General features: G+C 71.4%; 19 protein-coding genes. 11 read left to right on the top strand and 8 right to left on the bottom strand.

The features are described 5' to 3' along the window. On the top strand, nucleotides 1-431 hold a 431-nt coding region (locus COGEMETH_RS24520), incomplete at its 5' end, for a hypothetical protein (protein ID WP_238185284.1). 3 nt (nucleotides 432-434) lie between these two features. Here COGEMETH_RS24520 and COGEMETH_RS24515 read toward each other — a convergent pair. From COGEMETH_RS24515 to COGEMETH_RS24505, 3 genes are all read right to left on the bottom strand, one after another. Next, a complete protein-coding gene (locus COGEMETH_RS24515; RefSeq protein WP_238185283.1) occupies nucleotides 435-776 on the bottom strand; it encodes a PilZ domain-containing protein in 342 nt (113 codons plus the stop codon). Between the two features lie 104 nt (nucleotides 777-880). After that, a complete protein-coding gene (locus COGEMETH_RS24510) occupies nucleotides 881-1639 on the bottom strand; it encodes a phosphatase PAP2 family protein (RefSeq protein WP_238185282.1) in 759 nt (252 codons plus the stop codon). Between the two features lie 37 nt (nucleotides 1640-1676). Then, a complete protein-coding gene (locus tag COGEMETH_RS24505) occupies nucleotides 1677-2204 on the bottom strand; it encodes a 2'-5' RNA ligase family protein (RefSeq protein ID WP_238185281.1) in 528 nt (175 codons plus the stop codon). Between the two features lie 166 nt (nucleotides 2205-2370). Here COGEMETH_RS24505 and COGEMETH_RS24500 point away from each other — a divergent pair, with 166 nt between their 5' ends. From COGEMETH_RS24500 to COGEMETH_RS24490, 3 genes are all read left to right on the top strand, one after another. Further along, entirely contained in the window at nucleotides 2371-2649 is a 279-nt protein-coding gene (locus tag COGEMETH_RS24500; RefSeq protein ID WP_238185280.1) for a type II toxin-antitoxin system TacA family antitoxin, read from the top strand. After that, nucleotides 2646-3152, top strand: coding sequence for a GNAT family N-acetyltransferase (locus COGEMETH_RS24495; protein ID WP_238185279.1), 507 nt, complete (start codon nucleotides 2646-2648; stop codon nucleotides 3150-3152). Before COGEMETH_RS24500 ends, COGEMETH_RS24495 begins: the two co-directional genes overlap by 4 nt. A gap of 146 nt (nucleotides 3153-3298) precedes the next feature. After that, entirely contained in the window at nucleotides 3299-4255 is a 957-nt protein-coding gene (locus COGEMETH_RS24490) for an alginate O-acetyltransferase AlgX-related protein (RefSeq protein ID WP_238185278.1), read from the top strand. Here COGEMETH_RS24490 and COGEMETH_RS24485 read toward each other — a convergent pair. After that, nucleotides 4248-4496, bottom strand: a complete 249-nt coding sequence (locus COGEMETH_RS24485; RefSeq protein ID WP_238185277.1) for a hypothetical protein — start codon at nucleotides 4494-4496, stop codon at nucleotides 4248-4250. The genes COGEMETH_RS24490 and COGEMETH_RS24485 overlap by 8 nt on opposite strands. Before the next feature lie 292 nt (nucleotides 4497-4788). On the opposite strand from COGEMETH_RS24485, the gene COGEMETH_RS24480 reads away from it, so the two are divergent. From COGEMETH_RS24480 to COGEMETH_RS24460, 5 genes are all read left to right on the top strand, one after another. Next, nucleotides 4789-5766, top strand: coding sequence for a glutathione S-transferase family protein (locus tag COGEMETH_RS24480; RefSeq protein ID WP_238185276.1), 978 nt, complete (start codon nucleotides 4789-4791; stop codon nucleotides 5764-5766). A 40-nt stretch (nucleotides 5767-5806) separates the two neighbouring features. Further along, a complete protein-coding gene (locus COGEMETH_RS24475) occupies nucleotides 5807-6295 on the top strand; it encodes a hypothetical protein (protein WP_238185275.1) in 489 nt (162 codons plus the stop codon). A 78-nt stretch (nucleotides 6296-6373) separates the two neighbouring features. Continuing rightward, the gene (locus COGEMETH_RS24470; RefSeq protein WP_238185274.1) at nucleotides 6374-7294 is read left to right on the top strand and encodes a thioredoxin family protein; all 921 of its coding nucleotides are present in this window, start codon (nucleotides 6374-6376) and stop codon (nucleotides 7292-7294) included. Nucleotides 7295-7331: 37 nt separating this feature from the next. Next, nucleotides 7332-8000 carry an LON peptidase substrate-binding domain-containing protein gene (locus COGEMETH_RS24465; RefSeq protein ID WP_238185273.1) on the top strand — a complete coding sequence of 223 codons (669 nt, stop codon included), beginning with the start codon at nucleotides 7332-7334 and terminating at the stop codon, nucleotides 7998-8000. A gap of 24 nt (nucleotides 8001-8024) precedes the next feature. Continuing rightward, on the top strand, nucleotides 8025-8231 hold the full coding sequence (locus COGEMETH_RS24460; RefSeq protein ID WP_238185272.1) for a Trm112 family protein: 207 nt from the start codon (nucleotides 8025-8027) through the stop codon (nucleotides 8229-8231). Between the two features lie 4 nt (nucleotides 8232-8235). Here the strand turns inward: COGEMETH_RS24460 and COGEMETH_RS24455 are convergent, their stop codons facing one another. Further along, nucleotides 8236-8628 carry a tautomerase family protein gene (locus COGEMETH_RS24455; protein WP_238185271.1) on the bottom strand — a complete coding sequence of 131 codons (393 nt, stop codon included), beginning with the start codon at nucleotides 8626-8628 and terminating at the stop codon, nucleotides 8236-8238. A gap of 22 nt (nucleotides 8629-8650) precedes the next feature. Continuing rightward, complete coding sequence (locus COGEMETH_RS24450) at nucleotides 8651-9202, bottom strand: DUF4865 family protein (protein ID WP_238185270.1); 552 nt, start codon at nucleotides 9200-9202, stop codon at nucleotides 8651-8653. A gap of 99 nt (nucleotides 9203-9301) precedes the next feature. Between COGEMETH_RS24450 and COGEMETH_RS24445 the strand changes: the two genes are divergently transcribed. Together COGEMETH_RS24445 and COGEMETH_RS24440 are read left to right on the top strand one after the other, a co-directional pair. Then, nucleotides 9302-10162: a LysR family transcriptional regulator gene (locus tag COGEMETH_RS24445; RefSeq protein ID WP_238185269.1), complete on the top strand. Its 861-nt coding sequence runs from the start codon at nucleotides 9302-9304 to the stop codon at nucleotides 10160-10162. Nucleotides 10163-10433: 271 nt separating this feature from the next. Next, nucleotides 10434-10829 (top strand): hypothetical protein, encoded by a 396-nt coding sequence (locus COGEMETH_RS24440; protein WP_238185268.1) that lies wholly within the window; start codon nucleotides 10434-10436, stop codon nucleotides 10827-10829. A gap of 2 nt (nucleotides 10830-10831) precedes the next feature. Here the strand turns inward: COGEMETH_RS24440 and COGEMETH_RS24435 are convergent, their stop codons facing one another. Together COGEMETH_RS24435 and COGEMETH_RS24430 are read right to left on the bottom strand one after the other, a co-directional pair. Continuing rightward, complete coding sequence (locus COGEMETH_RS24435; RefSeq protein ID WP_238185267.1) at nucleotides 10832-11191, bottom strand: SpoIIAA family protein; 360 nt, start codon at nucleotides 11189-11191, stop codon at nucleotides 10832-10834. A gap of 53 nt (nucleotides 11192-11244) precedes the next feature. Beyond that, nucleotides 11245-12873 (bottom strand): primosomal protein N' (locus COGEMETH_RS24430; RefSeq protein ID WP_238185266.1); only part of this gene is annotated, 1629 nt, incomplete at its 5' end.

Raw genomic sequence — 12873 nt, 5'->3', positions numbered from 1 at the left:
CCGGCACCGGGGCGACGCTGGGCACGGTGCTCGGCGGTGGGGCGGGGCTGCTCGCCGGCCTCGGCCTGCTGGCGATCCCCGGCGTCGGGCCGGTGGTGGCCGCGGGCTGGCTCGTGGCCACCGTGACGGGGGCAGGCGTCGGCGCCGCGGCCGGCGGCCTGATCGGCGGCCTCACGGGGGCCGGCCTCAGCGAGCACGAGGCCGAGCGCTATGCCGAGGGCGTGCGGCGCGGCGGCACCCTCGTCACCGTCCGGGCGGGGGAGGACCTGGCCGACCGCGTCATGACGATCCTCGACCGGAGCGGTTCGATCGACCTCGACGAGCGCGCCCAGGGCTGGCGGGCACAGGGCTGGACCGGCGGCACCCTCGGCTCGACTGCGCAGGACGAGAATCCCGGCCCGAGCCAGACCTTCGGCTCGGAGCGGCGCTGAGCCTCAGTGCAAGCGCCCGGTCGGCGAGGGCTCGGCGGCGGCGAACACCTCACGTTGCCGCGCGGCCTCGTCGTCGGCGCGGGTAGGGCATGATGCCTCAGGCTCGAAGCGGATGCCGGCCTCGCCCCCGCGCCGCCAGACCAGGCGGGCGCGGCGGGTTTCCTGCCGGCTCGTCACCACGAGATCGAACACCGGCGGAAGCGTGACCGCCTCGGGCACCACGAGCTTGGCACCGTCCAGGGACAGGTTGCGCAGGTAGCAACCGCGTTCGGGCAGGAAGGCCGCGACGCGGATCGTGGCTCCGAGGCAGGCACGGCGGCGTGCGGTCTCACGGCGTTCCTTCACGTCGGGCTTCCTCCGATACGCTCCTGTCCGTGCAATCAACGTCACGGAACACGAAACGCTTCAGGTTGTCGCCGGTAACGCTCCATAAACCTTAACAGCAGGCGTCAGGCCGCAGGCGGCGGGTCCGGCGCCTCGACATCGCCGCTGCGCTGCAATTGCAGGGCGACGAACCAGCACAGGGCCGCCCAGGCCGCGCCGACGCACCAGCCGGCCAGCACGTCGCTCGGCCAGTGCACCCCGAGATAGATCCGGCTGATGCCGACGAGCAGCGCCATGGCGACCCCGAGGAACAGCACCAGCGCCTTGACCCGCCGGTGCCGGTCGATCCGGGCGAGCAGGGTCGCCAGCGTCAGGTAGGCGATGGCCGACATCATCGCGTGGCCGCTGGGGAAGCTCGCCGTGAACACGTCCATCCCGTGGGGCACGAGGTCCGGCCGCGGCCGCTGGTAGAACAGCTTCAGGACCGTCGAGACGAGCTCGCCCCCGCCCACCGCCGCGACCACGAACAGGCCGATGCGCCGCTTGCCGGAGAGGACGAGGTAGGCCGCCACGGCGCCGGTGAGGAACACGATGGTGAAGACGCTGCCGAGCCCGGTGATGTCGCGCATGGTCTCCTCCAGCCAGCGGGGACCGATGGGGTCGGAGAGGTCGGCGGGGTTGCGCAGGGCGAGCAGGATCTTCCGGTCCAGGGCCTCGGTCGACCCCTCGCCGACCTCGTGGGCCAGGGCGAAGAAGCCGTAGCCCAGGATGCTGAGGCAGAGGAGCGCCACGAGCGGGCCGACCTCGTTGAGGCGCAGCCGCAGCCAGACGGCCGTCGCGCGGCTCGCCAGGGGATGGCTGCGGGCGCTCTCCGGCAACCTCATCGGGGGAGCCTCCGGCAGGGGCGGGACAGGGGATGGATCACGCGGTCTCTCCGAACGGCAGGCGCGCGCGCTCTTCCCACGGACCGCCGAGGTAGCGCCAGAGCCGGGTGGCCGGTGCGGTGAAGCGGAACGGCGCGAAGTCCCGTTGGAGGTCGGCATGCAGGGCGCGGGCGATGTCGGGGGCGACCTTGTTCTGCACGGTGACGTGGGGGCGCCAGCCCTGCCGGTCCTGCGCGGTCAGGTGCGCGTCGAACTGCGTGGCGATCTTCCCGCGGAAGGCCGAGAGCGCCTCGGATGCGAGTACGAAGGCCACGCCGCGCCCGGTGAAGCGTAGGCCCGTCACCGCCACCTCCGGCGGTGCCTCGGCGCGGGCGAGCGTGGCCACCGTCTCCATCACGGCGCGCTCCCGCTCCCCCGGCAGGTGGTGGAACAGGGTGGCGTGGGCGGGGATGAGATTCAGGTTCTGCGGGAAATGCCGCCGCCGCAACCCGTCGAAACGGTCGAAGGTCTCCGGATCGAAGGCCAAGGTCAGGATGAGGGGGGCGTAGGTCGGGGGCTCGGTCATGTGCGTAGGGAGATGGCTTCCGGGCCGGCCGCGTCCAGGCCGACTCGCGCAGGCGCAGACCGATCCTCGGCGGGGCGCGTTCGCTCTGTGGGTCCGAGCCTCGGCCCTCGACATACCGTGTTTCATACGGCAAAATGCCGTATAGTTGCGATCGAAGGATGCCTTGATGCCGCCCGCACCGACCGCCCGGCTCGAAGCCCGTCTGCCCACCGATGTGCACGCCATGTTGAAGCGCGCCGCGGAACTGCAGGGCCGCAGCCTCACCGACTTCGTGGTGAGCGCAGCGCATGAGGCGGCGCGGCGCATCATCGCGGAAACCGAGATCGTACGTCTGTCGGTCGAGGACCAGAAGCGCTTCGCCGATGCGCTCCTGAATCCGCCTGAAGCCAATGCCGCCCTGCGCCGGGCGATGGCATTGCACGCCAAGAACGTCGAGGTCCGGTGAGCCGGTTCACGTCGGAGGTGCTGGGTAAACGGGAGCGCGGCGCTTTCGGCAGCGGCAACGCGACGATCGATACCTATTTCCGGACAGCCGTCTTGCAGGATGTGAAGCGGAACCATGCCGCCTGCTACGTGCTGGTGGAGAAGGCCACCGGGACGCTCGCCGGATTCTACACCTTGTCGTCCACCGGCATTCCGCTGTCCGGGGTTCCACCGGAAATCGCGCGCAGGCTGCCGCGTAATCCCACGATCCCCGCGGTGCTGATAGGCTGGCTCGGCCGCGATAGCGCGTTTCGGGGGCAGGAGATCGGCGCGATGCTCCTGCATGATGCCATCGTGCGGGTGGTGCCGTCGCCGGTCGGCGCATATGCGCTGGTGGCGGATGCCATCGACGACGCGGCGGCGTCGTTCTACGCCAAGCACCAGTTCACGCCCTTCGCCAGCCGACCCAAGACAGCGTTTCTTCCCCTCGCGACCGCGCGGAACATGATCGGCGGCGCAGGCTGACCCTTCGAGCGGCGCAGGTCCATGACCGGGCCTGGAAGGCCGAGGCGATCGCCACGCAGGCAAACCGCGTGATCAGGCCGAACGCCGTCCAAGCCGCGGGGGAACGGCCCTATCGCCCCCCGCCCGCTGCGGCTAAGGCACCGTCCATGTTCGCCAGACGCTGGTTCAGCCGGGATTGGGAGACGGTCCATGAGGGGCGCGAGGGCTGGCTGTTCCTCACGGGCGGCAGCAACCGCGTCATGGACCAGTACCGGGGGGGGCTGGCCCAATGGTGGCACCTGCGGGCCTGGGCGCGGCTGATCGAGGCGCGCGCGGCGCGGGCGAACCGGCTGGGCATCCGCTGCCTCCAGTTCCTGGTGCCCGAGAAGCTCTCGGTCTACGACAATTTCACCGACGGCCTGCCCTACGATCCGGCCAGGGCGTCGACCCGCCGGCTCGCCCGCAGGCTCGCCCGGCAGCCGGCCTATCTCGACCTGCTCGCACCCTTCCGCGCCGCCCGCGGCGGGCCGGTGCCCCTCTACCTACGCACGGACACGCACTGGTCGGCCGAGGGCTGCCTCCTGGCCTATCGGGAGGTGATGCGGGCGCTGGGCGCCGTGCCGCCGCCCGACATCGCGGCGCGGCCCGTCCACGTGGAGGAGCAGGTGCTGGACCTGGGCGCCAAGCTGCCCGGCCGGCCCGCCGAGGCCCTGGTCCGGCCGCTGATCCAGCGCGATGCGGTGCGGGTCGAGACCGGCCCGCTTCTGGCCGCCTACGAGGCGGCCGGCCGGGCCCGGGACCTGCACGTCGGCGCGCATGCGGTCTACCGCAACGCCTCGCCCGCAGCCGATCCCCGCCGGGTCGTCCTGTTCGGGGATTCCTACGCGCATTTCGCGCCGATCCTGCTCACCGGCCTGCTGGCCGAGAGCTTTTCCGAAGTGCACTTCGTCTGGTCGTCGAGCTTCGACTGGGGCTACGTCGAGCGGGTCGCCCCCGACATCCTGCTGTTCGAACTGGCCGAGCGCTTCCTCGCCCGCCTGCCGGCGGACGATTTCGACGTGGCCGCGGGCCGCCGGGTCGGCCAGGCGCAGGCACAAGGACCGGACCGTCACGCGCTCAGTTGACGGCCTGAACGCCCACGCCGAAATCCTGGACGCCCATCTGCAGGAGGGTGTCGGCCCCCTGCGCCTTCAGGAAGGGCTCGGGGGCGCTGGAGATCCCGATCAACAGGATGAGGATCGTGGCGACGCAGGCCAGGCTCACCGTCAGGACGTCGGCATGCCGCCGCAGGGTGTGGATCAGCAGGCAGCCCGAGGTGAACAGGGCCGCCTCCACGACGGGCAGAAACAGCGCAGACGACAACATCCTTCAACCTCCGTGGATCGCGGCTCTCGGCCAATGGGGCCCGCGGCGACCGGGCCGACCGCGCCCGATTGCTGCGCTGCAACATAAAACGCCGGAGGCCGTGCGGCAACGCCGTCCCGTGCCTGGAAACGGGACCGAGGTGCGAGCGGGACGCATACGTCGGGCCGCGCGCGGCCGACCGGCCTCCGGCGCCCTTCCCACGGGCGGCACGAGGTCCATGTCAGGCAAAGATCCATGTCAGGCGGAGGTCCATGTCAGGCGACTGGGCCGCGACGATGCGGGAGTTCGGGTGATGGGATTGCTCGTGGACGGCGTCTGGCAGGACCGCTGGTACGACACGGCCTCGACCGGCGGCCGCTTCGAGCGCAAGGCCTCGGCCTACCGCAACTGGATCACCGCGGACGGCGCGCCGGGCCCGTCCGGGCAAGGCGGGTTCGCGGCCGAGGCCGGCCGCTACCACCTCTACGTCTCGCTCGCCTGTCCCTGGGCGCACCGCACCCTGATCGTGCGGGCGCTGAAAGGCCTGGAGGCGGCGATCTCGGTGTCGGTGGTCGACCCACATATGGGGGAGGAGGGCTGGGTCTTCGGCGACACGCCGGGGGGCACGCCCGACCACCTGGGCAATGCGACACGGCTCTACGAGGTCTACCTGCGGGCCGACCCCGCCTATACCGGCCGCGTCACGGTGCCGATGCTGTGGGACAAGGCGCGGGGCACCATCGTCTCGAACGAGTCGGCCGAGATCATCCGCATGCTGAACGGCGCCTTCGGCGGCGGCGGTCCGGACCTCTACCCGGCGGACCTGCGCGCGGCGATCGATGCGGTCAACGCCACCGTCTACGAACGGGTCAACAACGGCGTCTACAAGGCGGGCTTCGCCACGGAGCAGGCGGCCTACGCGGAGGCGTTCACGGCGCTGTTTGCCGAACTCGACGCCCTGGAGACCCGGCTGGACCGCACCCGCTACCTCTGCGGGGATCGCCTCACCGAGGCCGACGTGCGGCTGTTCACGACGCTCGTGCGGTTCGACGCGGTCTATGTCGGGCACTTCAAGTGCAACCTGCGCCGGATCGCGGACTCTCCGAACCTGTCGCACTACCTGCGCGACCTCTACGCCCTGCCGGGCGTCGCGGGGACGGTGAACCTCACCCACATCAAGCGCCACTATTACGAGAGCCACCCGACCATCAACCCGACGCGGATCGTGCCGCTGGGACCGGAGATCGACCTGGGGGCGGCCAACGACCGCGCCCTGCGTTTCGGCTCCTGAACGGACTCGACGGAAGCGGCAGGCCGCCTACATCGGCCCCATGATCTTCTCGACGCGCCCCCTCCTCCGCCTGTCCGCCCCCCTCGCCCTGGCCTGCGCCCTGTCCGGGCCGGCCCATGCCCAGGCCGCGGTGAAGCTCGAAGGGACCTGCGAGAAGCTGGTCATCGCCGGCCTCGATGCCAGCGTGCATTGCAAGGGCGTGCTGATGAACGTGGTCTCGCGCAACCGCACCAGCTTCGACTTCGCGGCCTGGGACGGCCAGACCCTCAGCTTCACCGGAAGCGGCGCCCAGCAGGAGCGCACCGAGGAGACCGATCCGCTCCAGCCGATCAACCTCGTCACCCCCGGCAAGTCCGGCGAGAGCGGCGTGGTGCGCACGCCGACCGTGGCGGTCGGGGCCTGCAAGTTCTCGACGCCGGCGCCGGCCAGGACCGCGATCACCTGCGAGGCGACCACGCCCGACAATCGCGTCTACGCGGCGACCTTCGTCACCGACACGAAGCCCACGCCCGACGCGCCGCAGAGATAGCCGTCGGGCTGGTCAGGTGGTCCCGCGAGCCCCATGTAGCGGGCTCGCCCGAAAAAGTTCCGAAAGCCCGAAGACCGCATGCTCAACGACTCCCTCGCGGCGACCGCGCCCCAGTCCGGAAGCCCGGCCGATCTCATCAAGGACGTGACCACGGCGAGTTTTCGCCAGGACGTGATCGTCGCGTCGGCACAACGGCCCGTCCTGGTCGCCTTCTGGTCGCCGCGGGCGCCGTCGAGCAAGACGCTGCTGGCCGTCATGGAGAAGTTGGTCCGCGCGGCCGGCGACAGGATCGCGCTGGTCAGGATGAACGTCGACGAGCATCCGGCCGTCTGGGGGCAGATCGGCCAGCAGCTCGGCCTCCAGGGCGTTCCGGCCGTGGTCGCCATCGACCAGGGCCGGCCCGTCGACATGTTCGAGGGGGCGTTGCCCGAGGTCCAGATCAAGGCGTTCTTCGATCGCCTCGCCGGTCCGAGCCAGATCGATCAGGTGATGGCCGAGGCCGCCGCCGCCCTCGCCGAGGGCGACCTCGCGGGCGCCTCCGAACTCTACGCCGCCATCCTCGGCCAGGAGCCCGACAACGTTGCGGCGCTGGCCGGCCTCGCCAAGATCCAGCTCGACGCGGGCGAGCTGGAGAACGCCAAGCAGGTGCTGGCGATGGTGCCCGAGGCCAAGGCGAACGATCCGGGGCTCGCCGGCATCCGCGCGGCGGTGGAGCTGGCCGAGCAGGCGGCAGCCCTCGGGGACCTGGCCGGCCTCCAGGCCAAGGTCGAGGCGGACCCCGACGACCACCAGGCCCGCTTCGACCTGGCGCTCGGCCTTAACGCCCGCAACGAGCGCGAGAAGGCGGTGGACGGCCTGATCGAGATCGTCCGCCGGGACCGGACCTGGAACGAGGACGGGGCGCGCAAGCAATTGCTGCAGTTCTTCGAGGCCTGGGGCCCGATGGATCCGGCCGCGATCCGCGGGCGGCGCAAGCTCTCGACCCTGCTCTTCGCGTGAGGCGCGAGCCCGCACGGCCGGCGTCGGTGGAGGTGCCATGAGCACGCATGCGGGCTACAAGGGCCCGGCGGACTGCCCCGCCGTGATCCCGGTTTTCCCCCTGCCCGGCGCCCTGCTGCTTCCGCGGGGGCAGATGCCGCTCAACATCTTCGAGCCGCGCTACCTCGCCATGGTGGATGACGCCCTGCGCACCGACCGGATCATCGGCATGATCCAGCCGGACGCCGAGGCCGGCTCGACCCCGATGGCGCCCAAGCTCTATCGGGTCGGCTGCGCCGGCCGGGTGACGCAGTTCGCCGAGACCGGGGACGGCCGCTACCTCATCTCGCTGACAGGCATCACCCGATTCCGGGTCGAGAGCGAACTCGCCTCGGCCAGCGCCTACCGCCGCTGCCAGGTCTCCTACGACGCCTTCGCGGTGGACTTCGAGGCGCGGGCGGGCGAAGACCTCGTGGACCGCGAGGGCGTGCTCACGGCGTTGCGCGACTTCGTCGAGTCGAACGACCTCAAGGTCGACTGGGCGGGGATCGAGGAAGCGCCCAACGAGGCGCTGGTCAACGCGCTGTGCATGATGAGCCCCTTCGGCGTGCGCGAGAAGCAGGCCATGCTGGAAGCGGTGGACCTGAAGACCCGGGCCGAGATCCTGATCGCGGTCACGCAGATGGAACTGGTGCGCGGCTCCGGCCCCGAACCGACGATGCAATGAGACGAGCCTGGTAGTGAGACGCGCATGTCCAACGACCTGACCCCGCCCGTCGAGGCGACCCGCGTGGACCCGAAGCTCCTGGAGATCCTGGTCTGCCCCCTGACCAAGGGCAGCCTGGACTACGATTCCGTCGCCCAGGAGCTGATCAGCCGCTCGGCCAAGCTCGCCTACCCGATCCGCGACGGCATCCCGATCATGCTGCCGGAAGAGGCCCGACCGCTGACCGACTAGCAAGTCATTCCGGCGGCAGGGCATACTGCGCGAGGCCGTGCCCGAACGACCAGTTCTCCGCCTTCACCTCCACGAGGTTGATGAACACGTCCTCCGGGCGCAGGCCCGGGTCGCGGGCGAGGTTGTCCACGATCGCCCGGTAGAGCGCGCGCTTCTGGGCGGTGCTCCGAGTGTCGTTGCAGGTGATCTGGACGATGACGAGGTCGTCGCTGCGCGCGATCCCGAGATAGTGGGCGCCGTAGGCGAACGCGTCGGGGGCGTGGGCATGCACCATCATGAAGCGGTCGTCCTCCGGCACGTCGAAGGTGTCCCGCATGGCGGCGTAGATCCCGTCCATGAGAGCGGCGTGATAGGCCGGCGGCTTGCCCTGGAGCAGGGAGATCCGGGTCATCGGCATCGGTCGTCTCCGTTTCGATGGTTCAGGCCAGATGCGCCCAGCCGGGCGCGGACAAATGCAGCGCGTCCTCGGACGGTTCCTGCCCGGCCTGCGCCGACAGGACGAAGCGGGTGAGGCGCCACCCGGCCGGGTCGAGGGCACTCACGACCGCGAGCGCACCCTCCGCCAGCGCGGCCCGTCCATGGTCGGCCTCGGCCGTGCGCAGGCGCCCGAGATCGGCGCCCGGCTCCACCGCCACCGTTTCGCAGTGGAGGAAGCGGGCCGCCTCCCGGCGGCCTGCCACCACCGAGAGCGGCAGCCACGTCTCCACCCGCGGCCGGCCGAAGGCGTCCGTCACCGCCCCGAAGCGCGCATCCGTGAGGAAGCCGGCCGCTGCCGCCGGATCGAGCCAGAGATAGGTCGAGGCATAGGTGTTGCCGGGAGCCCCCCGCCGCCCGCGCTCGGTGGCGGAGAAGACCTTGATCCCGAGGCCGGGCGTGTCGTCCCAGAGCGGCCCGCGCGCGGCCACCCGCGCGCGGATGTGGTCCATGACGTAGTCGGCCGGCAATCGGTGGACGTAGCGCATGACCAGCATCGAAGGGCTCCCGCCTCGGTACGGGTCCGGTCTTGCCATCGCCCGGACATTAAGAAAAGATATCACTGGTTATATCTGTGATGATGAAATCCTATGACGATGCCGTCCCGTGCGATCGACCCCGACACCGTGCAGGCCTTCGTGCTGGTGGCCGACCTGGGCAGCTTCACCCGCGCCGCCGAGGCTCTCGACACCTCGCAGGCGGCCGTCAGCCTCAAGCTCAAGCGGCTCGAGGACCGCCTCGGCTGCCGCCTCCTCGACCGGACGCCGCGGCACGTGCGCCTCTCGCCCCGCGGCGAAGCCTTCCTGCCGGCGGCCCGCGACCTGCTCGCGGCGCAGGAGCGGGCCTGGGCCGGCCTGTCGCCCGCCCCGAGCCGGCGCCTGTCCCTCGGGATCAGCGAGCACGTCGCCGGGCCGGAACTGCCGAGCCTGATCGGGCGCATCGCCGCCCACGACCCGAACCTCGTCATCGAGGTTCGGGTCGCCGCCTCCCGCGACCTGATCGGTGCGTACGACCGCGGCGAGATCGACGCGGTCGTCGTCCGGGACGAGGACGAGCGCCGCGACGGGCTGCTGCTCGCCACGGAAGCCTTCGGGTGGTTTTCCGCCCCGGGCTGGCGGCGCCGGGCGGGCGAGCCCCTGCGGGTCGCGACCCTGGCCGCGCCCTGCGGCGTGCGGGCGGCGGCCACGCGGCTGCTCGACGCCGCCGGCATCCCCTGGACCGAGGTGTTCGTCGGCGGCGGCATCCTGGCAGTGGGTGCGGCCGTCAGCGCCGGATTGGGCGTGGCCGCGCTCGCCCGGCGGGTGGCGCCTGCGGGGGCGATCGAGGTCGGCGAGGCCCTCGGGCTGCCGCCGCTTCCGCCCGCCGACGTGGTGCTCCTCGCCCGCCCGGCCGACCCGTGGGCGCTGCCCGTCCTGCGCATGATCGGCGCGACGTTTCGGAGTGCCGGCACCGCCTGAGGCGCGGCGGACACCCTATTCGCGGGGCAGGAATGCCCATCCGCCCAATGTGGAGCGCGACATCAGGCGCGGCCAGCCAGAATCCGCGGACGATATCCCGGCCGAACACTGTGCATACGGCAACGCTTCACCGGCTGAGCTTACGGCGGCGTCATATTCTCGCCGCTTCGAGGGTGCATCGAACCATCATCACTCACCGATGATCCGAACGTCATCGCGCCGCGTCTCTCGCGGCGGCGAAATCGGATTCCCATTGCCCGAGGTTGCCTGCATGATGAAGTCGCTCACGGTTCTCGCCCTCGCCGCCGGCCTGTCCCTGCCGGCACTGCTGCCTGCAGCTGCGACGGAGCCCGGCGCCTACAACGGCACCTGGTCGGTGGAACTCGTGACCGAGAGCGGCCTGTGCAGCGCCCGCTACAGCTATTCCGTGGCGATCCGCGAGGGGCAGGTTCAGCCGGCCTCGGCGGCCGAGCCCGGCACCCGGATGAGCGGCAAGGTCGGCCCGGACGGCTCGGTCGGCCTCAGCGTCTCGAACGGCGGCACCAGCGGCGCGGCCTCCGGCCGGCTCCAGGCCCAGAGCGGGGCCGGCACCTGGAAGGTGTCCTCCCTCTGCTCCGGCCGCTGGACCGCGCGGCGCAGCAACACCCGCACCGCGCAGGCGGAATAACGCTACGCGGCGGCGAGCCAGGTGCGGGCCTCGTCGAGGCGGGCGCGCTCGAACACCTTGATCTGGGCCGGCGAGACGAAGCCGAAGGTCTCGGCCACGACCTTGAGCCACTGGGCGTCCGTCACCAGAGCGACGTGGCTGACGCTCTTCATCATGGCGAGCCCGAAGCGCGGGTCCTTGAAGAAGGCCGCCGGCTCCATGCCCTCGAAGGCGCGGATGTCCTCCAGCAGCTTGAGCTTGCCGCCCTTGTCGAGGTCGGCCTTCATCGCGGTCATCACCGCGTTCATCTCCTCGTCGGTGATCTTCCCGTCTACGACGATCTCGGCGAGGTTGGAGTCCGGCTTCTTGGTGTAGCTCAACACGGATCGCGCTCCTGGGATGTCGCTGCGGCCGGAATGTTCGGCGCGGGAGTGTCTTACAAAAAACTCTGCGGGTCGACATCGATCGCGACCTTCACGTTCCCGCGGGGCTTGGGCCCCCGCGCCAGCCAGTCGCGCAGGTAGGTCTGGAGGTCGAGGTTGCGCTCGGTCTTGACCAGGAGCCGGAAGCGGTAGCGCCCGCGCACCAGCGCCAGCGGCGCCTCGGCGGGTCCGAGCACCATCACGCCGGGGGGCGGTTCGGCCGCCCGCGCCAGGGCCTGCCCGTGGGCCTCCGCCGCCGCGCGGTCGTCGGCGGAGACGATGAGCGCCGCCAGCCGCCCGAACGGCGGCAGCCCCGCGGCCTCGCGGGCGAAGATCTCCTCCGCGTAGAAGCGCTCGGCGTCCCCCGACAGGAGGGCTGCGATCACCGGATGCTCGGGCTGGTAGGTCTGGACCAGGGCGCGTCCCGGCCGCTCGCCGCGCCCCGCCCGGCCTGTGACCTGCTGCAGGAGCTGGAAGGTGCGCTCGGCCGCCCGCGGGTCGCCCGAGGTCAGGCCGATATCGGCGTCGAGCACGCCCACCAGGGTCAGGTGCGGGAAGTTGTGGCCCTTGGCCACGAGCTGCGTGCCGATGACGAGGTCGCAGTCGCCGGCGGCCACCGCCTCCAGCTCCTGGCGCAGGCGCTCGGCCCCGCCGGGGAAGTCGCTCGACAGGACGATGATGCGGCGGTCCGGGAACAGGGCGGCCGCCTCCTCCGCGATGCGCTCGACGCCGGGGCCGCAGGGGGTGAGGTTGTCGAAGGTGCCGCACTCCGTGCAGGCCTCCGGCCGGCGCTCGGCATAGCCGCACTGGTGGCAGACCAGGGCCTTGCGGAAGCGGTGCTCCACCAGCCAGGTCGAGCAGTTGCGGCAATTGTAGCGGTGACCGCAGGCCCGGCACAGGGTGAGCGGCGCGTAGCCCCGGCGGTTGAGGAACAGCAGGGCCTGCTCCCCCTCCTCCATCGCGCGCTTGACCGCCGCGATGAGCGGCGGGCTGAGGAAGTGCCCGCGCTCCGGCTTGTCGAGGCGCATGTCGATGGCCGCGATGTCCGGCAGGCGCCGCCCGCCGAAGCGCTCGGGCAGGACCACGTGGCGGTAGCGCCCGCGCTGGGCGTTCACCAGGGTCTCGATCGAGGGCGTGGCCGAGGCCAGCACCACCGGGCAGCCCTCCAGGCGCCCACGCACCACCGCCATGTCGCGGGCGTGGTAATGCACCCCGTCCTCCTGCTTGTAGGCGGCCTCGTGCTCCTCATCGACCACGATCAGGCCCAGATGCCGGAACGGCAGGAACAGGGCCGAGCGGGCGCCGACGACGACACGGGCCTCGCCGGCCGCCACCGCCGCCCGAAGGCGCTCGCGCCGCCGGCCGCCGATCCCGGAATGCCACGCGGCCGGGCGCACGCCGAAGCGCTCGGCGAAGCGGTCGAGGAACTGGGCGGTCAGCGCGATCTCCGGCATCAGGATCAGCGCCTGGCGCCCGGCCCGCACGCACTCGGCGACCGCCTCGAAATAGACCTCGGTCTTGCCCGAGCCGGTGACGCCTTCGAGCAAGGTGACGCCGCCCGTCCCTCCCCCCCCTGCGGGGGAGGGTGCCTGCGGAGCAGGCGGGAGAGGGGCCGGCTCCGCACCGTCCGGATACGGCGCTCC

The sequence above is a fragment of the Methylobacterium trifolii genome, from assembly GCF_022179685.1.
GTDB classification, from domain to species: domain Bacteria; phylum Pseudomonadota; class Alphaproteobacteria; order Rhizobiales; family Beijerinckiaceae; genus Methylobacterium; species Methylobacterium trifolii.
Note: the sequence above shows the minus strand (reverse complement) of the source record. Positions and strands in the feature narration are given on the sequence as shown.